At 74.7% G+C, this 21,672-nt stretch carries 20 protein-coding genes; 9 read left to right on the top strand and 11 right to left on the bottom strand.

The genetic code is table 11. The features are described 5' to 3' along the window. The first annotated feature begins 10 nt into the window (after positions 1-10). Positions 11-202 carry a DUF1059 domain-containing protein gene (locus ABD361_RS00900; RefSeq protein ID WP_344432625.1) on the top strand — a complete coding sequence of 64 codons (192 nt, stop codon included), beginning with the start codon at positions 11-13 and terminating at the stop codon, positions 200-202. 169 nt (positions 203-371) lie between these two features. On the opposite strand, the gene ABD361_RS00895 is transcribed toward ABD361_RS00900, so the two are convergent. Both ABD361_RS00895 and ABD361_RS00890 read right to left on the bottom strand, forming a co-directional pair. Then, positions 372-2,750: a cation-translocating P-type ATPase gene (locus ABD361_RS00895; RefSeq protein WP_344432624.1), complete on the bottom strand. Its 2,379-nt coding sequence runs from the start codon at positions 2,748-2,750 to the stop codon at positions 372-374. A 46-nt stretch (positions 2,751-2,796) separates the two neighbouring features. Beyond that, positions 2,797-3,087, bottom strand: a complete 291-nt coding sequence (locus ABD361_RS00890; RefSeq protein ID WP_344432622.1) for a DUF2530 domain-containing protein — start codon at positions 3,085-3,087, stop codon at positions 2,797-2,799. A 240-nt stretch (positions 3,088-3,327) separates the two neighbouring features. On the opposite strand from ABD361_RS00890, the gene ABD361_RS00885 reads away from it, so the two are divergent. Next, positions 3,328-4,803: an NCS2 family permease gene (locus ABD361_RS00885; RefSeq protein ID WP_344432621.1), complete on the top strand. Its 1,476-nt coding sequence runs from the start codon at positions 3,328-3,330 to the stop codon at positions 4,801-4,803. Positions 4,804-5,025: 222 nt separating this feature from the next. On the opposite strand, the gene ABD361_RS00880 is transcribed toward ABD361_RS00885, so the two are convergent. Beyond that, a complete protein-coding gene (locus tag ABD361_RS00880; protein ID WP_344432620.1) occupies positions 5,026-6,030 on the bottom strand; it encodes a hypothetical protein in 1,005 nt (334 codons plus the stop codon). A 120-nt stretch (positions 6,031-6,150) separates the two neighbouring features. Between ABD361_RS00880 and ABD361_RS00875 the strand changes: the two genes are divergently transcribed. After that, on the top strand, positions 6,151-8,577 hold the full coding sequence (locus ABD361_RS00875) for a helicase-associated domain-containing protein (RefSeq protein ID WP_344432619.1): 2,427 nt from the start codon (positions 6,151-6,153) through the stop codon (positions 8,575-8,577). Positions 8,578-8,604: 27 nt separating this feature from the next. Here ABD361_RS00875 and ABD361_RS00870 read toward each other — a convergent pair whose 3' ends face one another. The 3 genes from ABD361_RS00870 to ABD361_RS00860 are packed head-to-tail and all read right to left on the bottom strand — an operon-like array spanning position 8,605 to position 11,925. Then, positions 8,605-9,993, bottom strand: a complete 1,389-nt coding sequence (locus tag ABD361_RS00870; protein ID WP_344432618.1) for a PTS transporter subunit EIIC — start codon at positions 9,991-9,993, stop codon at positions 8,605-8,607. Between the two features lie 28 nt (positions 9,994-10,021). Continuing rightward, complete coding sequence (gene murQ / locus ABD361_RS00865; protein ID WP_344432617.1) at positions 10,022-10,969, bottom strand: N-acetylmuramic acid 6-phosphate etherase; 948 nt, start codon at positions 10,967-10,969, stop codon at positions 10,022-10,024. A 41-nt stretch (positions 10,970-11,010) separates the two neighbouring features. Next, positions 11,011-11,925, bottom strand: a complete 915-nt coding sequence (locus tag ABD361_RS00860; protein ID WP_344432869.1) for a MurR/RpiR family transcriptional regulator — start codon at positions 11,923-11,925, stop codon at positions 11,011-11,013. A gap of 75 nt (positions 11,926-12,000) precedes the next feature. Between ABD361_RS00860 and ABD361_RS00855 the strand changes: the two genes are divergently transcribed. Both ABD361_RS00855 and ABD361_RS00850 read left to right on the top strand, forming a co-directional pair. Further along, positions 12,001-12,357, top strand: a complete 357-nt coding sequence (locus ABD361_RS00855; protein ID WP_344432616.1) for a hypothetical protein — start codon at positions 12,001-12,003, stop codon at positions 12,355-12,357. Further along, on the top strand, positions 12,354-12,620 hold the full coding sequence (locus ABD361_RS00850) for a DUF4031 domain-containing protein (protein WP_344432868.1): 267 nt from the start codon (positions 12,354-12,356) through the stop codon (positions 12,618-12,620). Before ABD361_RS00855 ends, ABD361_RS00850 begins: the two co-directional genes overlap by 4 nt. A 133-nt stretch (positions 12,621-12,753) precedes the next feature. Here the strand turns inward: ABD361_RS00850 and ABD361_RS00845 are convergent, their stop codons facing one another. Both ABD361_RS00845 and ABD361_RS00840 read right to left on the bottom strand, forming a co-directional pair. Further along, positions 12,754-13,962 (bottom strand): Cmx/CmrA family chloramphenicol efflux MFS transporter, encoded by a 1,209-nt coding sequence (locus ABD361_RS00845; protein WP_425583118.1) that lies wholly within the window; start codon positions 13,960-13,962, stop codon positions 12,754-12,756. A 59-nt stretch (positions 13,963-14,021) separates the two neighbouring features. Beyond that, positions 14,022-14,675, bottom strand: coding sequence for an HD domain-containing protein (locus ABD361_RS00840; protein ID WP_344432614.1), 654 nt, complete (start codon positions 14,673-14,675; stop codon positions 14,022-14,024). Between the two features lie 179 nt (positions 14,676-14,854). Between ABD361_RS00840 and ABD361_RS00835 the strand changes: the two genes are divergently transcribed. The 3 genes from ABD361_RS00835 to ABD361_RS00825 all read left to right on the top strand — a co-directional run bounded on the left by ABD361_RS00835 (position 14,855) and on the right by ABD361_RS00825 (position 16,317). Then, entirely contained in the window at positions 14,855-15,178 is a 324-nt protein-coding gene (locus ABD361_RS00835) for a hypothetical protein (RefSeq protein ID WP_344432613.1), read from the top strand. A 23-nt stretch (positions 15,179-15,201) separates the two neighbouring features. Continuing rightward, on the top strand, positions 15,202-15,534 hold the full coding sequence (locus tag ABD361_RS00830) for a hypothetical protein (protein WP_344432612.1): 333 nt from the start codon (positions 15,202-15,204) through the stop codon (positions 15,532-15,534). A gap of 84 nt (positions 15,535-15,618) precedes the next feature. Beyond that, on the top strand, positions 15,619-16,317 hold the full coding sequence (locus tag ABD361_RS00825) for a copper homeostasis protein CutC (RefSeq protein WP_344432611.1): 699 nt from the start codon (positions 15,619-15,621) through the stop codon (positions 16,315-16,317). A gap of 367 nt (positions 16,318-16,684) precedes the next feature. Here ABD361_RS00825 and ABD361_RS00820 read toward each other — a convergent pair whose 3' ends face one another. After that, on the bottom strand, positions 16,685-18,766 hold the full coding sequence (locus tag ABD361_RS00820; RefSeq protein ID WP_344432610.1) for a HelD family protein: 2,082 nt from the start codon (positions 18,764-18,766) through the stop codon (positions 16,685-16,687). Between the two features lie 479 nt (positions 18,767-19,245). Here ABD361_RS00820 and ABD361_RS00815 point away from each other — a divergent pair, with 479 nt between their 5' ends. Then, positions 19,246-19,590, top strand: a complete 345-nt coding sequence (locus ABD361_RS00815) for a hypothetical protein (RefSeq protein WP_344432609.1) — start codon at positions 19,246-19,248, stop codon at positions 19,588-19,590. A gap of 23 nt (positions 19,591-19,613) precedes the next feature. On the opposite strand, the gene ABD361_RS00810 is transcribed toward ABD361_RS00815, so the two are convergent. Next, positions 19,614-19,895, bottom strand: coding sequence for a type II toxin-antitoxin system RelE family toxin (locus ABD361_RS00810; RefSeq protein ID WP_344432608.1), 282 nt, complete (start codon positions 19,893-19,895; stop codon positions 19,614-19,616). A 97-nt stretch (positions 19,896-19,992) separates the two neighbouring features. Beyond that, the gene (locus ABD361_RS00805) at positions 19,993-21,645 is read right to left on the bottom strand and encodes a DNA repair helicase XPB (RefSeq protein ID WP_344432607.1); all 1,653 of its coding nucleotides are present in this window, start codon (positions 21,643-21,645) and stop codon (positions 19,993-19,995) included. Positions 21,646-21,672: the final 27 nt, after the last annotated feature.

Genomic DNA, 21,672 nt, shown 5'->3' with positions numbered 1-21,672 from the left:
GGAGGCCGTCATGACCAGGAAGACAGCCGACTGCCGCAAGTACCCGAGCGAGTCGAACTGCACGCTGACGATCACGGGTGAGGAGGACGAGGTCCTGCGCGCCGCCACCGAGCACGCCGTCTCCGTCCACCAGCACGAGGACAGCCCGGAGCTGCGCGAACAGATCCGCGGCATGCTGGAGGACGCCCCGCAGGGGACCTAGGGCGCGTGCCCCGTAGGGGCGCGGGGAACTGCGCGACAAGCCACGACGGGCCCGCAGACGAAGTGCCACGCTTCGCCCCGCCTCGGCCGCAGGCCGTCGGTGGCCGATCGCGCCCACGCGGCGGAGCCGCAGATCGACACGGCCCCGCGCCCCTGCGGGGCGCTGCGGCTCAGGCCGGGAAGCGGCGGCCGATCCAGCGCCACGTGAGCTCCAGCACCACCGCCGCCGCGGTGGCGATGGCGACGGCCGCCCACGGCATCACCGTGCCGACCAGCTTCAGCGCGAAGAAGTGCTGCAGCCACGGCACCGCCAGGACGGCCAGGAAGCCCACCCCCATGGCCACCACCAGCGCCACGCGCCACCACGTCCACGGCCGGGCGATGATCGCCAGCACCCACAACGAGATCAGGAACAGCGTGAGCGTGGCCGCGCTGGTCTGCGCCTGCAGCGAGCCCGGCCCGCTGTAGTGGGCGCGGGCCAGCAGGTACGCGGCGAAGGTGGCCAGGCCCGCGATCAGCCCGGACGGCACGGCGTAGCGCATGACCCGGCGCACGAAGTGCGGCCGGGCCCGTTCCTTGTTGGGGGCGAGGGCCAGGAAGAACGCCGGTACGCCGATGGTCAGCGTGGACAGCAGGGTCAGGTGGCGCGGCAGGAACGGATAGGGCACGCGGGTGGCGACGACGAGGATCGCCAGCAGCACCGAGTAGGCGGTCTTGGTCAGGAAGAGCGTGGCGACGCGGGTGATGTTGCCGATGACGCGCCGGCCCTCCGCGACGACGGACGGCAGCGCGTCGAAGCCGTTGTTCAGCAGCACGATCTGGGCGACGGCCCGGGTGGCCTCGGAGCCGGAGCCCATGGCGACGCCGATGTCGGCGTCCTTCAGGGCGAGGACGTCGTTGACGCCGTCGCCCGTCATGGCGACGGTGTGCCCGCGCGCCTGCAGGGCGCCGACCATGTCCCGCTTCTGCCGGGGGGTGACCCGGCCGAAGACGGTGGCGCGGTCGAGGACGCCGGCCATGCGGTCGCGGTCGGCGGGCAGCCGGCGGGCGTCCACGGGCCCGTCGGCGCCGGGCAGCCCGAGCTGGGCGGCGACGGCGCCGACGGAGACGGCGTTGTCGCCGGAGATGACCTTGGCCGCGACGTCCTGCTCGGCGAAGTAGCGCAGGGTCTGCGCGGCGTCGGAGCGCAGCCGCTGGGCGAGGACGACCAGGGCGGTGGGCTGCAGGTCCTGCGTGGCGCGGGGGTCGTCGAGGTCGTACGGGGCGCGGGCGAGCAGCAGCACGCGCATGCCCTTGGCGCCCAGGTCCTCCGCCTCGGCGAGGGCGCCGTCCCCCTCGGGCAGCAGCACGTCGGGCGCGCCGAGCAGCCAGGTGCCGCTCTCGCCGTCGGGGCCGTTGAGGGCGGCCCCGCTGTACTTGCGGGCGGAGGAGAAGGGCAGCGCCTGCGTGCAGCGCCAGCCGGGGCGGGCGGGGAAGGCGTCGATGACGGCCTGCAGGCTGGGGTTGGGCCGGGGGTCGGCCTCGCCGAGCGCGCCGAGCACCTGGCGCGCCTGCTCGTCCTCGACGGGGGCGCGGGGCAGCAGGCGCAGCTCGGCCACGTCCATGCCGCCCTCGGTGAGGGTGCCGGTCTTGTCCAGGCAGACGACGTCGACGCGGGCCAGGCCCTCGATGGCGGGCAGCTCCTGCACCAGGCACTGCCGGCGGCCGAGGCGGACGACGCCGATGGCGAAGGCGACGGAGGTGAGCAGCACCAGCCCCTCGGGGACCATGGGCACGATGCCGGCGACCATGCGCCGCACGGCCTCGCGCCAGTCGTGCCGCTGCACGAACAGCTGGCTGGCGACCAGGCCGATGGCGGCGGGCAGCATCATCCACGTCACGTACTTGAGGATCCGGCTGATGCCGGTGCGCAGTTCGGAGTGGACGAGGGTGAAGCGGGACGCCTCCTCGGCGAGCCGGGCCGCGTACGCCTCGCGGCCGACCTTGGTGGCGGTGTGCGCGCCGCTGCCGGCGACGACGAACGAGCCGGACATGACCGCGTCGCCGGGGCGCTTGAGGACGGGATCGGCCTCGCCGGTCAGCAGGGACTCGTCGATCTCCAGCCCGTCGGCCTCGACCACCTCGCCGTCGACGACGCACTTGTCGCCGGGCCCGAGCTCGATGACGTCGCCGAGGACGATCTCGTGGGTGGCCACGGGCACGGGCTTCCCGTCGCGGCGGACGGTGGGCCGGGCCTCGCCGACGACGGCCAGGGAGTCCAGCGTCCGCTTGGCGCGCAGCTCCTGGACGATGCCGATGGCGGTGTTGGCGATGATGACGAAGCCGAAGAGGCCGTCCTGGATCGGCCCGACGACCAGGATGATCAGGAAGAGGACGCCGATGATGGCGTTGAAGCGGGTGAACACGTTGGCCCGGACGATGTCCGCCAGGGACCTGGAGGAGCGTACGGGGACGTCGTTGACCTCGCCGCGCGCGACCCGCTCGGCCACCTCCCGGGCGCCGAGGCCGGGATGCCGAGCGACTGCCGTCGCCCGCGACGGTTCGCCCATGTTCCGACGGTAGCCGAAAGGGCGGGTCGCGGCCTTCGGCCGGGTGTCAGTCGCGGCCTTCGGGCGGGGCACCGGCGGCCGTGGCCGCCGTGGCGGCGGCGTGCCGCTTGAGCGCGGCGTCGCGCTTGCGGACGTACCAGATGCCGATGAGGCCGAGGCCGGCGCCGGCCAGGCACGTCCACAGCCACCACAGGTGCCCGTGGTCGTCGAACCACCCGTAGAACGGCAGCTGGGCCAGGAAGAGGACGAACCACGCGATCGTGCCGCCCGTGATCGTGGCGACGACGGGCCCCTCCAGGGGCTCGGGCGCCTCGTGCGTGGGTGTCCACTTCTTCATGGCGGCCAGCCTAGTGCGTCCGGAGGGGGCGGCCGGGAGGGGAGGCCTTGCGCCGCAGGGGTCTACGCGCGGAGATAGCCAATCGGGCCTTGTTTATTCATACTGAATCGAACGGAATTTGACTGCTCGCTTTTGTTTGATCAGCCAAACGATGGCGAATCGGTGGCGAATCGGCGGGCATTCAAGATCCTTTTTTGTTTGTTTCCCGGCCCTTCCCGGCCCATACGACTGAGGTTCCGCATGCCCACCTCGGCCACCGACGCGGCCCGCGCCCAGCAGCCGTCCGGCCCGTCCCCCACCGCCGGCCGCGGCGCCGTGGACCGGTACTTCCGGATCACCGAACGCGGCTCGTCCGTCGCCCGCGAACTGCGCGGCGGTCTGGCCACGTTCTTTGCGATGGCGTACATCATCGTGCTGAACCCGATCATCCTTGGCGCCGGCCAGGACAAGTTCGGGCACCACCTGGACAACGGCCAGCTGGTCACCGCGACCGCGCTGATGGCCGGCCTGTCCACCCTCCTCATGGGCATCGTCGGAAACGTGCCCATCGCCTGCGCCGCCGGCCTCGGCATCAACGCCGTCGTCTCGCTGCAGCTCGCCCCCAAGATGAGCTGGCCGGACGCGATGGGCATGGTGGTCCTCGCCGGCCTCGTCCTGATGATCCTCGTCGCCTCCGGCCTGCGGCAGCGCGTCATGGACGCCATCCCCGCCGGGCTGCGCCGGGCCATCGCCATCGGCATCGGCCTGTTCATCTCGCTCATCGGCCTCGTCGACTCCGGCTTCGTCACCCGCAACCCCGACGCCGCGCACACCACCGTCCCGCTCGGCCTCGGCCAGGGCGGTCAGCTGCAGGGCTGGCCCGTCCTCGTCTTCGTCCTCGGCCTCGCACTGACCTTCGTGCTCGTCGTGCGCAAGACCTCCGGCGCCATCCTCATCGGCATCGTCGTGATGACGCTCGTCGCCATCGTCATCAACTCCCTCGCCGACCTCCCCGGCAAGAACTGGGGCCTGTCCGTGCCCACCTGGCCGGACCGGATCGTCGCCACCCCCGACTTCGGCCTCGTCGGCAAGGTGAGCCTCTTCGGCGGATTCCACGAGGTGGGGCTGCTCACCGGCTGCCTGTTCGTCTTCACCGTGCTGCTGTCCGGCTTCTTCGACGCCATGGGCACGATCATCGGCGTCGGCGAGGAGGCCGGGCTGACCGACGACAAGGGCCAGCTGCCCAACATGGGCAAGATCCTGATGATGGACGGCATCGCGGTCGCCGCCGGCGGCGCCGGCTCCGCCTCCGCCAACACCTGCTTCGTGGAGTCCACCGCGGGCGTCGGCGAGGGCGCCCGCACGGGCCTGGCCAACGTGATGACCGGCGGCCTCTTCCTGCTCGCCCTGATCTTCACCCCGCTGGCCACCGTCGTGCCCTCGCAGGCCGCCACCCCGGCCCTGCTCGTCGTCGGCTTCCTGATCATGGCGTCCAACGTCAAGGAGATCGACTGGAACGACTTCACGATCGCGATCCCCGCGTTCCTGACGATCGTCTCCATGCCGTTCACGTACTCGATCACCAACGGCATCGGCATCGGCGTGCTCGCCTTCATCCTGCTGCGCATCGCCACGCGGCGCGTCCGCGAGATCCCGTGGCTGCTGGGCGCCGTCGGGCTGTGCTTCCTCGTCTACTTCCTGCTCAGCCCGATCGAGCAGGCGCTGGGCATCAAGTAACCCGCCGGGCGCCCCGTAGGGGCGCGGGGAACTGCGCGAGCGACCACCGACGGCCCGCAGCCGACGCACGGCCCCGGCATCTGCGGGCGCGTCGTGGCTTGTCGCGCAGTTCCCCGCGCCCCTACGGGGCGCTGCCCGGTCCGCGGGGGTACGAGGGGGCGGCAGCCCCTTCGGAAACGGAGAAAGGGCGGGGACGGGGCCCAGCCGCCCGCAGGGCCGGCGTCAGCCGGGGCGGCGCGCCCGCCACAGGACGAACGCCGCCGACGCCACCGCCGCCGCCTTGACGACCACCGGCCACGTGTCGGACAGCACCGCCGCCATCCCGCCCTGCGGTATCGGCTCACCCCAGCGTCCGTTGGCCCGGCCCCACAGCCACACCACGCCGGCCGCCGCCACCAGTCCGGGCACGCCCAGCACCGCCCACTTCGACTCGGTCTGCGTCAGCCTCCGGGTGACGTACGCCAGGGCCCAGCCGGCGACCAGCACCAGCCAGTTGCCGAGCACGGCGCCCGCGACCAGCAGCACGGCCACCAGCAGGAGCAGCGGGCTCATGGGCACCCCGGCCCGCGAGCGCCACAGGCTGAAGCGGGGTTCGTCGGCCGCCGCCTCGCCCTCCGGGCCCGGCCCCGCGGGCCCCGCGGGCTGCGCGTCCGCCGCCTCGGCGGTCTTCGCGGCCGCCGGCACCTGCGGCTCGGGCAGGCGCGGCGGCGGGGGCCTGAGCATGTCCGCGATCTCGATGCCGCCGGTGAAGCCGTACACCGCGTCCCCGCCCGCCTCCGCGGCCCCGCGGGCGGCGTCACCGCCCCCGCCGAGCGGCACCGGTTCGATGCGCTCGACGCGCCACCAGTCGGCCTCGCGGCGGCCGCCCGCGGGCCGCAGCTGCTCCTCGGGCGCGAGGTGCGGCGGCAGGGCCTCCCGGCGCTGCTCGGGCACCCGCCCGGCGTCCGGCGCCGCCGGCGCCACGGGCGCCACCGGCACGCCCGGCCCGTCCCCGGCCAGCAGCCCGTCCGCGCCCGCCACGGCCTCCGAGGGCGTGCCCAGGCCGTCGAGGATGCGCTGCACGGCCGTGGGCGTCTCGGCGCCCTCCGCGGCCCGGCGGCGCTCGATCTCGGTACGCAGGCGGGAGACCAGGCGCATGCGGTCCGCGGAGGTCAGCGACTGTCTCTGCGCGAGGTCGCCGACCTTGCTCAGATAGTCGTAAACCAGCTGATCGCTCTCGATCCCCACCGAAGCCCCCAAGGCCGCACGAGCCGTCGCCTTCCCCGACGGTACCGGTTCCCCGTCCCGCGTCCCGGTAGCCCGGGCGAAGCCGGGGCCGATCCGCACGGACCCGGTACCGTAAACAGAATGACCACTTCGCGGGAGACAGGCAGCACCGGCGGCGCCCCGCGCACCCTCGCCGAGGAGCTGCGCGCCCGTCCCGACGAGGCCCTCGCCGCGCTGCTGCGCGCCCGGCCGGACCTGCTGAGCCCCGTCCCGGGCGACCTCACCCAGCTCGCCACGCGGGCCGCCACCCGGGCCTCGGTCGTGCGCGCCCTCGACCGGCTGGACCGGTTCGCGCTGCAGGTCGCCGAGGCCCTGGCCGTCGCCGCGGACCCGTGCCCGTACGAGGGGCTGGCCGCCCTGATGACGGGCGACGAGGACGCCGACCCGGCCGTCGCCGCAGAGCTGCCGCGCGCCGTCGCCACCCTGCGCGAACAAGCCCTCGTCTGGGGCGGCGAGGACCGCCTGCACCTCGTGCGCACCGTCCGCGAACTCCTCGCCCCCACCCCCACGCGCCCCTCCCCCACCGGGCTGGGCCCCACCGTCGCCGAGATCACCGCGGGCATGTCGCCCGGCCGGCTGCAGCAGATCATCACCACGGCCGGGCTGCCCGGCACCCACGATCCGGTCACGGCCGTCGCCTCCCTGACCGCCCTTTTCGGCGACCGCACCCGCATGACCGCCCTCCTGGCCGACGCCCCCGCCGAGGCCACCGCCGTCCTCGGCCGGCTCGCCTGGGGCCCGCCCTACGGCACCGTCACCGCCGACCCCGCCCCGCACCTGCGCTGGCTGCTCGACCGCGGACTGCTGCTGCCCACCGCACCCGGCAGCGTCGTCCTGCCCCGCGAGGCCGCCCTCCACCTGCGCGGCGGGCGCGCCCACCGCACGCCCGAGCCGCTCGCCCCCGAACTCGCGCCCACCACCGAGCACTCCGAGCACACCACCGACGCCACCGCCGCCGGCGCCGCCTTCACCGCGCTGGCCACCGTCGAGGAACTCCTCGGCTCCTGGGAGACCGACGGCCCCCTCGTCCTGCGCGCCGGCGGCCTGAGCGTACGCGACCTCAAGCGCACCGCCACCGCCCTCGACACCACCGAGGAGACGGCCGCCTTCTGGGCCGAACTCGCCTACGCCGCCGGGCTGCTGGCCTCCGACGGCGACGTCGACGAACGCTACGCCCCCACCCCCGCCTACGACGACTGGCTGCGCCTGCCCGCCGAACAGCGCTGGGCCCACCTCGCCACCGCCTGGCTGGCCGCCACCCGCACCCCCGGCCTCGTCGGCGGCAAGGACGCCAAGGGCCGCACGCTGGCCGCCCTCGGCCCCGACCTCGACCGGTCCGCCGCGCCCGAGGTCCGCCGCCGGGTCCTGGAACTGCTCGCCTCCCTGCCCGCCGGCACCGCCGTGCCCCACGACGCCCTCCTCGCCCGGCTCCGCTGGGAACGCCCCCCGCGCACCAGCACCGAAGACCTCCGCGAACGGCTCGCCCGCTGGACCCTCGCCGAAGCCGAACTCCTCGGCGTCACCGGCCGCGGCGCCCTCGCCGGCCACGGCCGCGCCCTGCTCACCGACCCCGCCGCGGCCCCCGCCCTGCTCGCCCCGCTGCTGCCCGAACCCCTCGACCACGTGCTGCTGCAGGCCGACCTCACCGCCGTCGCCCCCGGCCCCCTGCGCCGGCCCCTCGCCCAGGAACTCGCGCTGCTGGCCGACGTCGAGTCCAAGGGCGGCGCCACCGTCTACCGCTTCACCCCCGGCTCCGTACGGCGCGCCCTCGACGCCGGGCGCACCGCCGCCGACTTGCACGCCTTCCTCGCGGCGCACTCCCGCACCCCGGTGCCCCAGCCGCTGACCTACCTCGTCGACGACGTCGCCCGCCGCCACGGCCACCTGCGCGTGGGCGCCGCCTCCTCGTACGTCCGCTGCGACGACGAGGCCGTCCTCGGCGAGATCCTCGCCGACCGCCGCTCGGCCGCCCTGCGGCTGCGCCGCCTCGCCGGCACCGTCCTGGCCGCCCAGGTCCCGCCGGACGCCCTGCTGGAGGGCCTGCGCGCCCTCGGCTACGCGCCCGCCGCCGAATCGGCGGAGGGCGACGTCGTCGTCACCCGCGCCGACGCCCACCGCACGCCCCCGCGCACACCCCCCGCGCCCGTACCGGAGGGCCCGCCCGTCCCCGACGCCACGCTCCTGGGCGCGGCGGTCCGCGCCGTCCGCGCCGGCGACCGCGCCTCGACGGCCCCCCGCAAACCCTCCCCCGCCACGACCACCGGCGGCGGCCTCCCCCGCACGACGTCGGCGGAAACCCTCGCCACGATGCAGGCGGCCGTCCTGACGGGCACCCCCGTGTGGATCGGCTACGTCAACGCGGAGGGCGCGGCGAGCCAGCGCGTGATCGCCCCGGTACGGGTGGAGGGCGGCTACGTGACGGCGTTCGACCACACGGCGGAGGAGGTCCGCACGTTCGCCCTCCACCGGATCACGGGCGTGGCCGAACTGGCGGAGGACGTGGGGTAGACGCCCTCAATCGCCGGACGGGCTCGATCAGGACACGGGCGCACGGCCATCGGCCCGCAGGACACGGTTCAGCCCGAACGCGTACGTCGCCGCGAAGCCCGCCGCGTACCCCGTCAGCAGTCCCGCCCCGTACACCGCCGCCGCCCCGAGCAGGCCGTCGCTGCCGCGCAGGAGGGGGAAGAGGGCCCACCCCGACGGGCCGATCGCCGTTGCGCCGCACGTGTGGCCGAGTTGGTGGAGGAGGCCGACCACTCCGCCGCCGCAGGCGCCGCCGGCGCAGGCCGTCAGGAAGGGGCGGCCGAGGGGGAGGGAGACGCCGTAGACGAGGGGTTCGCCGATGCCGAGGAGGCCGGCCGGGAGGGCCGAGCGGATGGTTCTGCGCAGGTCCGCGTCGTCGCGGAGGCGGATGTGGACGGCCAGGGCGGCGCCGACCTGGCCGGCGCCCGCCATGGCGAGGATCGGCAGCAGGACCGTCGAGCCGGTCTCGGTGATGAGCGTGGTGTGCAGGGGGATCAGGGCCTGGTGGAGGCCGAGCATGACCAGGGGCAGGAAGAGCGCGCCGAGGACGAAGCCCGCGGCGGCGCCGCCGTTGGTGAGCAGCCAGTCGGCCAGGTGGCCGGTGGCGGAGGAGACCTCGCCGGCCGCGAACATCAGCCCGTACAGGGTGATCAGCCCCGGCAGCAGCACGGCGAGGAAGGGGGTGACGAGGGTGTCCAGGGCTTCGGGGACGACGCGCCGGCACGTGCGTTCGACGCCGGTGGCCAGCAGGGCGGCGGCCAGGGCGCCGAGGACGCCGCCCTGGCCGGGGGTCAGGGACAGCCCGAAGGCGTCGACGCGGGTGACGCCGGGGTACACGACGACGGCGCCCACGGCCGCGCCGAGGATCGGCGTGCCGCCGAACTCCTTGGCCGTGCCGTACCCGACGAGCACCGCGATCAGGGACATGAAGCCGCCGGAGACCGCGGTGAGCGCGGGGACGAGCGCGGGCAGCAGGTGCAGGTTGGCGAGGAGTCCGGCGAGGCCGGCGATGATGCCGCAGCCGACGAGGGCGGGGATGAGCGGTACGAAGATCTGCGCGATGCGGCGCAGGAGCAGCCGCCCGCGGTCGGGGAGCGGGGCGGGCGGCGGTGCGAGGAGGAGCTGCAGTTCGCGGGCGACCCGGCCGACCGTGCCGGGGCCGAGCACGATCTGCCAGGCCGGGCCGTCGGCGACCACGCCCAGGACGCCGGGCCGGGCCCGCAGGGCCGCGCCGTCCACGGCGGCGGGGTCGTGGACGTCGACGCGCAGGCGGGTCATGCAGTCGGCGACGGAGCGGACGTTCGCGGCGCCGCCGAGCAGCGCGAGGAGCGCCGCGCCCGTACCGGGAGTACCGGGCGTACCGGGCGCGTCGTGGGTCGGCCGGGCGTCCTGTGTCATGCGTGCTTCACCAGCACATGACGCTACGTCAGCCCGACGCCTCCCGCAGCGCGGCGCGCAGGTGCCCGCCCGACTCCGTCAGCAACCGCGCCGCCGTGGCCCCGTCGACGCCGGCGAGCAGCACCAGGATGGCGTTCTTCGCCTCGCCACCGGTCTCGGCGAGCGCCGCCTCCACCTCGGCGTCCGGCGCCCCCGTCGCGAGGGCGACGATGTGCAGGGAGCGGGCGCGCAGCTTGTCGTTGGAGGCGCGGACGTCGACCATCAGGTTCCCGTACGTCTTGCCCAGCCGGATCATGGTGATCGTCGAGATCATGTTGAGGACGAGCTTCTGCGCCGTGCCCGCCTTCAGCCGGGTCGAGCCCGTCACCAGCTCCGGCCCCACGACGACCTCGATCGCGTGCTCGGCGGCCCGGCCCAGCGCCGAGCCGGCGTTGCAGGCCAGCCCGACGGTCAGGGCGCCCGCGGCGCGGGCGTGCCGGACGGCGCCGAGGGCGTAGGGCGTACGGCCGGAGGCGGAGACGCCGACCACGGTGTCGCCGGGGCCGACGCCCAGGGCGTCGAGGTCGGCGGCGGCCAGCTCCTCGCTGTCCTCCGCGCCCTCGACCGCGGCGACCAGCGCCCCCGGGCCGCCGGCGATCAGGCCGACGACCCGGTCGGGGCCGGTGTTGAAGGTGGGCGGGCACTCGCTGGCGTCCAGCACGCCCAGCCGGCCCGCCGTGCCCGCGCCGGCGTAGACCAGCCGGCCGCCGCGGGCCATGCGCTCGGCGGTCGCGTCGATGGCCGCCGCGATCTGCGGCAGCCGGTCGGCGACCGCGCCGGCCACGGTCGCGTCCTCCGCGTTCATGATCCTGGCGATCTCCCGGGTGGGCAGCCGGTCGATGTCGGCCAGGTCGGGGCGGAACGCCTCCGTGGTCAGCCCCGCCAGCTGCGCCCGCAGGGCGCTCATGGCCGCGGCCTCGGGCACCGGCTCGGACATCTGGCGGGGCCTCTCCTCCGGCTCGGGGGAACGGGATGCCATCAGCGCCGGTCGCGCCGGTCGTGCGGGGCGTGCCGGTGCGCCAGCGCCTCGTACGAGGCGGCCAGCGCCGGTGCCGCCCGGTCGTACGTGGCCTGGGCGACGCCGATGAACAGGCAGTCCACCACGAGCAGCTGGCTCGTACGGCTCGACATGGCCGCGGGGCGCAGCTCGCTCTCCCGGGCGGAGGACGTGACGAGGACGTGATCGGCGTACTGGGCGATCTCCCCGCCCGGCCGGCCCGTGACCGCGATCGTCGTCGCCCCGTGCTCGAAGGCGACGCGCAGCGGCTCGACGACGTCGGTGGTGCTGCCGGAGTGCGTCAGGGCCAGGGCCACGTCGCCCGCGCCGAGCTGCACGGCCGTCGTCACGGCCAGGTGGGGGTCGGCGTGGGTGTGCGCCAGCAGGCCGATGCGCAGCAGCTTCTGCACGAGGTCCTGGCCGACGAGGTGGGAGGCGCCGCTGCCGTAGACGTCGATGCGGCGGGCCGCGGCGAGCGCCGCGACGGCGGCCTCCAAGACGGCCGTGTCCAGGCCGGCGGCGGTGTCCGCCAGGCACTGCGCCTCCTCCTGCGCCAGCTTGGCGACGACGCTGGCCATGGGGTCGTCCACGGCGATGTCGGCCGTCACGGCCGGGGCCCGGCCGGCCGCCTGCTCGGCGGCCAGCGCCGCCAGGGCCAGGCGCAGGTCGCGGTAGCCGGGATAGCCGAGGAGACGGGCCGTGCGCACGACGGTCGCCTCGCTGGTGCCGGTGCGCTCGGCGAGCCCCGTCACGGTCAGCGCCGCGGAACCGGCCGGATCCCCGGCCACCGCCTCGGCCACGCGCTGCATCGAGCGGGTCATGGTCGGGGCGAGCGTACGCACCTTCGCGGCCAGCGCCGCGGGCGGAGTGGGGCGCGCCCCGAAGGTTTCCTTCACGGTGCCGCTCACGTTCCGAAAGGTATTTTCGGCCCGGCGCGCCGTCAACCCCGTACGCCCGGGACAATGGTGCACATGGAGCTCGAACAGGCACTGCACGCGGCGCGTGCGCTCGTCCTCGCCGACCTGGTGGCCGGCGGCGTCGCCGAGGCCGACGTCGTCAACCTCGTCGAGGACGCGGTCGCCCACCGGCGGTGGTGGGTCGAGCAGTGGCCGCAGGGCGCCGAGTACCTGCCCGGGCTCGTCGCCCAGGACGTCCAGGACGCCCTCCTCGAACGACACGGCCGCTGGCCCCTGTGCCCCGTCTGCACCGGCTCCGGCGACCCCCACGCCCTCGAAGTCGAACCCGAACTCGGCCCCGACCCGCACTGGGCCTGCACCAAGCAGGCGGTGCTCGTCGCCCCCATCGGCTCCCTCGCCACGGTGCACTGATGCTCTACATCGATCCGCCGACCTGGCCGGGACACGGACGGATGTGGTCCCACCTGGTCAGCGACGAGTCCTACGCCGAGCTCCACGCCTTCGCGGCGGCCCTCGGCGCGCCGCCGCGGGCGTTCGACGGCGACCACTACGACATTCCGGCGTCGTCGTACGAGACGGCGGTGGGGATGGGGGCGACGCGGATCAGCAGCCGCGAGCTGGTACGGCTGCTCCGCGAGTCCGGCCTGCGCCGGCCGAAGCGGCGGGCGCCGTAGGGGTGCGCCTGCGGCGGGCCGTTCCCCAGCCCCGCCCTCTCCCCGTCTCCTAGCGGGGCTCCGCCCCCTAGCACCCCCGGACCGGGCTCCGCCCGGTGTCCTCAAACGCCGGACGGGCTGAATGGGGCGCCGCCTACCCCACCGGCTCGCGCTCGTGCTGCGGCACCGCCGAGCGTGCCACCACCCGCGACGCGGATCCGTGCACGCGCCCCGCCACCACCGTCGTCAGCAGCGCCAGTGCCGCCAGGCCCGCCCCCAGCCAGGCCACGGCCGGGTAGCCCCACCCCGCGCCGATGACGAGTCCGCCGAGCCACGGCCCGATCGTGTTGCCGAGGTTGAACGCCGACGTCGTGGTCGCGCCCGCGAGGGTCGGTGCGGCGTTCGCGACGTTGAACATGCGGGCGTTGAGCGCGGGCGCCGTCGTGAACGCGGCGACGCCGAGCAGCACGGCCATGCCGATGGCCGCGGCGGCCGTGTGGGCGGTCAGGGCGAGGACCGCCATGACGACGGCCGCGGCGCCGATGCCGCCGTACATGGTGCCGAAGAGGTGCGCGTCGGCGACGCGTCCGCCGATGGTCGTGCCGATCAGTGCGCCGACCCCGAACAGGGCGAGGACGGTCGGCACCCAGCTCTCCGGCAGGCCGGCCGTCTCGGTGAGCAGCGGGGCGAGGTAGGAGAAGAGGCAGAAGACGGCGGCGGCGTTGAGCGCGGTGGTGATCAGTGCGAGCCAGACCTGCCGGTCGCGGTAGATGGCGAGTTCGGTGCGCAGGCGCGGCGCGTCGGCGCCGGTGGGCGGCTGGGTGGCGGGGACGAGCGCGAGGACGCCCACCAGCCCCACGGCCGAGAGCGCGGCCACCGCCCAGAACGCGGCGCGCCAGCCGGCGTGCTGGCCGAGGAGGGCGCCGGCCGGTACGCCGGCGATGTTGGCGATGGACAGGCCGCCGACCATGATGGCCATGGCGCGGGCGCGGGCGTCCACGGGCACGAGCGAGACGGCCACCGCCGCGCCCACGGCCCAGAACCCGGCGCACGCCAGTGCGCTCACCACCCGGGAGGCGAACAGCACCCCGTACGTGGGCGCGAGCGCCCCCGCCACCTGGCCGAGGCCGAAGACGGCGAGCAGCGCGACGAGCGTCGTACGGCGCGGCAGCCGCAGGGTCGCGGCGGCGAGCAGGGGCGCGCCGACGACCATGCCGATCGCGAAGGCGGACACAAGCAGTCCGGCCTGCGGTATGGAGACGTCCATGTCGCGGGCGATCGGCTGCAGCAGCCCGGACAGCATGAACTCGGAGGTGCCGAGGGCGAAGACGGACAAGCCGAGCACATGGACGGCGACGGGCATGGGCGTGCGGGAGGGACTGGCGTTCGGCATATTCATGACCAGCGCGAACGACCGGATCACTATTCCCCGGTGAGCAACTCCAGTTCGGTGGCGAGGTTGCGTCGTGCCAGCAGTTCCCACCGGTCGTGGCCGAGCGGGGTGCGGAAGAGCCGGGGCAGGGCGAGGAGTTGGCGCAGCACCTCGGCGCGCCCCTCGCGGAAGGCGTCGTCCGGCACGAAGGCGTACTCCTCGCGGACGGCGGCCGCGTACGCCGCGTACGCGCGCGGGGAACCGCCGAGCACCGCCAGGTCGGCGTCGCACAGCGCCTCGCCGTCGCGGTCGCCCGGGTCGGGGTCGTGGGTGGTGGTGAGCCGGACGAGGCGGGCGACCTCGGCGGTACGGGCGGGGTCCAGGCCCAGCTCGGGCAGGGCGCGCTCGGCGAGGTGGGCGGAGCGCTCCTCGTTCTCGGAGCGGTCCGGGCGGTAGACGGCGTCGTGGAACCAGGCGGCCAGGCGGACGGCGTCGATGTCGTCGGCGTACGGCTCCAGCGCGTCGAGGTGGGCGAGGACGGCGGAGAGGTGGTCGACGGTGTGGTACCGCCGCTGCGGCTCGGCCCAGCGGGCCAGCAGGTCGTCCGCGTAACGGTCGGGATCGGGGCCCTGGCCGGGCCGCACCCGCTCGACGGTCTGCCGCCAGCGGGCGCGCAGGGCATCGTGCTCGGACTTGAGGGCCATGGTGCCCATTGTGGGGCACTCATGGGGGGCACTCATGTGAGGCACTCGCCTGGCCGGATTCGGTGGGTCGGTATGGAATTCCTCGATCGCGCCTGTGCATTGCCGCCGGCGCCGACTTGTCTGGGCCTCGCGAACGGACGTGCCGGTCGGCGGTGCGTCCACGGATGCCGGGAGACGACGTGAAGACGATGAAGAGGGCCGCTGCGGTGGCCGTGGGCGCGGTCGCCCTGTTCGGCGCGGCCCAGGGCGCCGCCCAGGCCGCACCCGCCGCGGCGGACGGGACGGTCCCGAGCTGCGTCGTGCTCGACGCCCCGTACTCGATGTTCGGGGGCATGGTGAAGGCCACGGTCACCAACAACTGCGGGCAGACGGTGCGCGTGAAGCTCGTCTACCCCAACGGCCCCGGCAGCACCTGTCACGCGGTCGAGCCGCAGAAGAGCGTCGTCGAGGAGTACTGGTCCCTCGGCTTCGGCTGGGGCCCCAAGAGCCTCGTCGCCTGCTGAGACCCGCCGTCAAGGAGACACTCATGAAGAAGACATCCGCGAAGAAGACACTGGTGACCGCGGCGGTGCTGGGCGGCGTGGCCCTGACCGTCGCCGGGGCGGGCACCGCCTCGGCCGCCCCGGCGGCGGGCGGCGCGGTGCCGAGTTGCGTGTCGTTCGACGCGCCGTGGAGCCCTTTCACGAGCTGGCGGAAGTTCACGATCACCAACGGGTGCGCGGAGACCGTTCAGGTGAAGGTGGTCTATACCAACGGTCCGGGCAGCACGTGCTACCCGGTTCCCGCCCACCAGTCGCGCACCGAGACGTACTACTCGCTCGGCGGCGTCACCGACGCGAAGAGCCTGATCACCTGCTGACCGCCGCCGTCACGCGCGCCGCCGCGCCCGCCCCCGGCGAGGCCCCGTCGACGGGCGGGCGCGGCGTGTGGCACGCTTGACTACATGTCTAGACCAATTCTTGAGGTGATCGCCCTCGACGCCGAGGACGCGGCGGCCGCGCAGGCCGGAGGTGCGGACCGGCTGGAACTGGTCTGCGACATGGCGGCCGACGGCCTCACCCCTCCCCTTGAGACCTTCGCCGCCGTACGGGACGCCGTCGACATCCCCGTCCGCGTCATGCTGCGCGCCACGGACGGCTTCGCCGCGGGCGACGCCGCCGCGCTGGACGCCCTGTGCGCCCGGGCCGCCGCCCTGCGGGCCGCGGGGGCGCGGGAGTACGTCCTCGGCTTCCTCACCGACGACGGCCGCGCCGACCTCGCCGCCGTCGGCGCCCTCGTCGAGGCCGCCGGCCCGGCCGCCCGCTGGACCTTCCACCGCGCCGTCGACCGCGCGGCCGACCGCGACGCGCTGCGCAAGCAGCTCGCCGACCAGCCGGGCCTGGACACCTACCTCACCGCCGGCTCCCCCTCCGGCGTCGACGACGGCCTGCCCACGCTCCTGGCCGAGGCCGGCCGCGCGGACGAGCCGGGCTACGAGCCGCGCATCATGGCCGGCGGCGGACTGCAGCTCAAGCACGTGCCGCCGCTGCGGGCGGCGGGCATCTCGGCCTTCCACATCGGCTCCGCGGCCCGCCCGGCGGGCTGGACGTCCCCGGTCGACCCGGCCGCGGTCCGCGTCTGGCGCGAGGCGCTCGACGCGTAACGCCTGCGGCGGGCCGCCCCTCGAACAACACCGGATCCCGGCGGCCCCGCCCCGCCCGGACCGCCCCGGAACCCGGCGGCTCCGCACGCCGGCCCGGCCCGCCCAATGGCCTCACGCGCCGGCCCGGGTGGGCACGGACTCGCCGACCGGCAACGGCGTCCGCCGGCCTCCGCCGGCTCCGGCGCGGCAGCGGCGCCACGGCGCCCCAAAGGGGCGCGGGGAACTGCGCGACAAGCCACGACGCGCCCGCAGACAGGGTGTCGTGCTTCGCCCGGGCCCTGCCGGTGGCGCGTCGGCTGCGGGCCGTCGGTGGCTGATCGCGCAGTTCCCCGCGCCCCTACGGGGCGCCGCTGCCGGTCGGCGGTCCTCAGCCCTCGACCCGCTCCAGTTCCGCCGGCAGCGGCTGCGCGTGCAGCACCGTCAGGCCCGACACCGCTCGGGTCAGCGCCACGTACAGGCGCCGCAGGCCCGTCCGTTCGTCCGGTTCGCCGGCCACGACCGCCGCCGGCTCGTCCAGGACCACGTAGTCGTACTCCAGGCCCTTGGCCAGCGTCGCCGGCACCAGGGTCAGGCGGGCGCCCTCGCTCGTCTCCTCGCCCGGGGCGAGGTACGCCAGGCCCGCCCGGTCCAGGGCCCGGGCCAGCTCCGGTACGCGCGCGTCGGCGGCGATGAGGCCGATCGAGCCCTCGTGGCCCAGGGCCTGCCGGCAGGCCGCCACCACCGCCTCGTCGAGCGCCTCCGCACCCACCGCGCGCACCGCGAAGTCGCCGGGCGACTCGCGCACCGAGGTGGCCTCCTTCAGGCCGGGCGCGATCGCCGGCAGCAGCCGGGACGCGTAGGCGATCACCTGGCGGGGCACGCGGAAGCCCTGCGTGAGCTCCGTGACGACCGCGTCGGCCTTGCCGAGGTGGGCCAGCGCCTCCTGCCAGGTGCGCGTGGCCCACGGCGTCGTGCCCTGCGCCAGGTCGCCGAGGATCGTCGCCGAGCCCGTGGTGCAGCGCCGGCCGACCGCGCGGTACTGCATGGGCGAGAGGTCCTGGGCCTCGTCGAGCACCACGTGCCCGAGCGAGGGCGTACGGGTCACGAGGTCGGCCGCCTCGTCGATCAGCACCGCGTCCGCCGCGGACCACTTGGCCGAGCGCACCGAGCGCGGCGGGCGGTCCCACAGGATCTGCCGCTGCTCGTCCTCGTCGAGCAGCCCGGCCGCCTGCTCCGCAAGGAATTGCGCGTCGGACAGCAGGCGCAGCACGAGCTTCGCCGGGTCGACCGCCGGCCAGATCGCCTTGACCGCCGCCTTCACCGCGGGGTTGCGGGCGACCGCGTCCTGCACCCGGTCGTCGGGGGCCTCGCCGGACTCCTCCATGCGGACGAGCACCGCGTGCGCGATGCGCTGCGGCAGCGCCTCGCGCGCGGCGCCGTGGCGGATGTCGCGGGCCAGCAGCTCGCGCACCATCTCCTCGATCTCGTACGCCGGCACCCGCCAGCGCCGGGCGCCGCGCACGACGACGACCGGTTCGGCCGGCATCGTCACGCCGGAGCGCACCGCGCGCCGCAGCACCTCGGCCATGCGCGCGTCGCCCTTGATGCGGGCGGCGGCGGGGGTGTCGGTGCCGCGTACCTCGACATGGGCCACCAGATCGTCGACGGTGGCCTGGGCGACGTTCAACTCGCCCAGTGCGGGAAGTACTTGTTCGATGTAGCGCAGGAAGGAGCGGTTCGGCCCGACGACGAGCGTGCCGGTGCGCGCGAGCCGCTCGCGGTGGGCGTAGAGGAGGTACGCGACGCGGTGCAGGCCCACCGCCGTCTTGCCGGTGCCGGGGGCGCCCTGCACGCACACGGTGCCGGCGATCCCGGCGCGTACGATCTCGTCCTGCTCCGGCTGGATGGTGGCCACGATGTCCCGCATGGGGCCGACGCGCGGCCGCTCGATCTCGGCCTGCAGCAGGGCCCCGGGCCGCTCGCCGGCGGCCGGCTCCGCGTCCGTGAGGTCCTCGTCCTCGTACGCCGTCAACTCCCCGCCCGTGTAGCCGAAGCGGCGGCGCAGCCGCACGTCCATCGGTTCCTTCTTCGACGCCCGGTAGAACGGCTGGGAGACCGGCGCGCGCCAGTCGATGACCATGGGGTAGCCGTCGGCGTCGTGCACGTGCCGCCGCCCGATGTAGAACTGCTCCCCGCCGGCGCCCTCCGCGAGGTCCGCGCCGGGCGCGTGCAGATAGTCCAGGCGCCCGAAGAACAGCGGGGTGTGCGCCAGGTCCGCCAGCGCCGCGATGCGCTCCTCGATCTGCCGCTCCAGCACCTGGGCGTTGACCCAGTTGGCGGCGACGTCCTTGATGTCGAGCGCCTCGACGTCGGCCCGCATCGCCCGCAGGGCCGCCCGGGAGGCGGCCAGGTGGGTGCGCTCGCGCTCCAGCGGGTCGTCGGCGTGGGTGGTCACTTGCTGTGCGGGCACGGCGGAGCCTCCAGACGTACGGCGGAAGAGCGGTCGGCCGCCGGTTTCCGTCCGGACGGCAGCGCACCCGCGACGAGAGGGGCGGGAGGCGGCGAGAAGGGGGGATTGTAGTCACCCGTCCCCTGGGCGCGCGAAGCATTTTTCCGCGCCCCCGGCGCGCCCTCGGGGACGCCCCCGGGGGCGCCGTCCCTCTCCCGTAGGGGACGCCGTGCTGCTCAAGTCGTACGCCCGGACCTGCGCAGTTACACCGGCAGGCCGATGCCGCACGGGCGCGCGGAAACCATCATGGAGGGCATGAACACGACCACACCATTCAACGCCGCTCTCCGCGCCCTCAAGGCCTTCGCCGGCGCAGCCGTCAGCGTCGTCCTCCTGGGCCGCCACGCGGAGGAGCGCCCCGCCCTGTAAGTACGTGCACCGGGCGGGAGCTGAGTACGCCGGCGGTGTTCCGGCGGCCTGCCGGCCGGTTGGCTGGGGACATGAACAACACGAACTCCGCGAACTCCACGAGGGACGGGCGGGCCTGGCTGGTCCGCTCCCTGACCACCCTCGTGATGCTGCCGCTGCTGGCCCTGGACTTCGTGTTCATCGGCCTGTCGCCCATGGCGACCGACAGCTGCGGCCCCGACCACTGCTCCCAGGAGCTGACAAACGCCCTGGCGGCCGCCCCCGTCCTGTGGCTGACGGCCGTCGTCCTGCTGATCGCCTCCTGGGCGCTGCCCTCGCGCACCCGCTTCTCCTCGGCCCGTACGACCATGGCCGCGCTCTCCCTGGCCGCCGGCGTGCTGACCTTCGCCGTCCTGGCCAACCTGCCGAACGGCTGACGGCTGACGCGCAGCAGCCGGGCCTACGACTCCGGCAGCAGCACGTCCGCGTCGTCGAAGATGCGCAGCACCACCAGCAGCAGCCGCCCGCGCGAGACCATGTACTCCGCGACGATCTGCGAGGTCAGCCGCACCTCGCGGTCGTGCTCCCCCAGCCCGATGGGCCGGGAGAGCTCGGTGTAGGGGTCACGCGCCAGGATCTCGACGGCCTTGTCGAACGCGGCGCGGCGCACCGGGTCGAGCCGGTCGCGGTCGCGCGCCGCCGGCTCGGTGTACAGCACCTCGTAGATCTCCTGATGAGGCAAAGCGCCCTCCTCGCCGTACCGCCGCGCGCCGTGGCGTGAATTCGTCCGCGGAATTCACCCGCCAGGGTAGCGACTGCACCCGCGCACACGCGGGCGCTCAGCCGGTCTCGTCGCCTGCCCGCAGCTCGTCGGCGTCGACGATGCGGTACGCGTAGCCCTGCTCGGCCAGGAAGCGCTGGCGGTGGGCCGCGAAGTCCTGGTCGATGGTGTCGCGGGCGACGACGGAGTAGAACCGCGCCTCGTGCCCGTCGGCCTTGGGCCGCAGCACCCGTCCGAGCCGCTGGGCCTCCTCCTGGCGGGAGCCGAACGTGCCCGACACCTGGATGGCGACGGTCGCCTCCGGCAGGTCGATCGAGAAGTTCGCGACCTTGGAGACGACCAGCACCGAGATCTCCCCCGCCCGGAAGGCGTCGAAGAGCTTCTCGCGCTGGGCGTTGGACGTCTCGCCCTTGATCACGGGCGCGTCCAGGTGCTCGCCGAGCTCGTCGAGCTGGTCGATGTACTGGCCGATGACCAGCGTCTGCTCGCCCTTGTGCCGGGCCACCAGCGCCTCGGTGACCTTGCGCTTGGAGTCGGTGGTCGAGCAGAAGCGGTACTTCTCCTCGGTCTCCGCCGTCGCGTACGCCAGCCGCTCCGACTCGGTGAGGTTCACCCGCACCTCGACGCAGTCGGCCGGGGCGATGTAGCCCTGGGCCTCGATCTCCTTCCACGGCGCGTCGAAGCGCTTGGGGCCGATCAGGGAGAAGACGTCGGACTCCCGGCCGTCCTCGCGCACCAGCGTCGCGGTCAGCCCGAGCCGCCGCCGGGCCTGCAGGTCGGCGGTGAACTTGAAGACGGGCGCGGGCAGCAGGTGCACCTCGTCGTAGACGACCAGGCCCCAGTCCCGGGAGTCGAACAGCTCCAGGTGGGGGTAGATGCCCTTCCGCTTGGTGGTCAGCACCTGGTACGTGGCGATGGTGACCGGGCGGATCTCCTTGCGCGTCCCGCTGTACTCGCCCACCTCGTCCTCGGTCAGCGAGGTGCGCTTGACCAGCTCGTGCTTCCACTGCCGGGCCGAGACGGTGTTGGTCACCAGGATCAGCGTCGTGGCCTTGGCCTTGGCCATGGCCCCCGCGCCGACCAGCGTCTTGCCCGCACCGCACGGCAGCACGACCACGCCCGAGCCGCCGTGCCAGAAGCCGTCGACGGCCTGCTGCTGGTACGGCCGCAGCGCCCAGCCGTCCTCGCGCAGCTCGATGGGGTGCGCCTCGCCGTCGACGTACCCGGCCAGGTCCTCCGCGGGCCAGCCCAGCTTGAGCAGCGTCTGCTTGATCTGCCCCCGCTCGGAGGGGTGCACCGCGACGGTGTCGTCGTCGATCCGGGCCCCCACCAGCGGCACGATCTTCTTCGACCGCAGGATCTCCTCCAGCACCGGCCGGTCGGTGCTCTCCAGCACCAGCCCGTGCACCGGGTGCTTGAGCAGCCGCAGCCGCCCGTAGCGCGCCATGGTCTCGGCGACGTCGACGAGCAGCGCGTGCGGCACGGGGTAGCGGGAGTAGGTGACGAGCGCGTCGACGACCTGCTCCGCGTCGTGCCCGGCGGCCCGCGCGTTCCACAGCCCCAGCGGGGTGACCCGGTAGGTGTGGATGTGCTCCGGCGCCCGCTCCAGCTCCGCGAACGGCGCAATGGCCCGCCGGCAGGCGTCGGCCTGCTCGTGGTCCACTTCCAGGAGCAGCGTCTTGTCGCTTTGCACGATCAGCGGACCGTTCACGCGTCACCCTTTCGCTACGGCTAAACC

Origin of the sequence: Streptomyces luteosporeus, assembly GCF_039532865.1 — a bacterium.
GTDB lineage: Bacteria > Actinomycetota > Actinomycetes > Streptomycetales > Streptomycetaceae > Streptomyces > Streptomyces luteosporeus.
The sequence above is the reverse complement of the archived record's forward strand: the minus strand, read 5'-3'. Positions and strand labels throughout refer to the sequence as shown.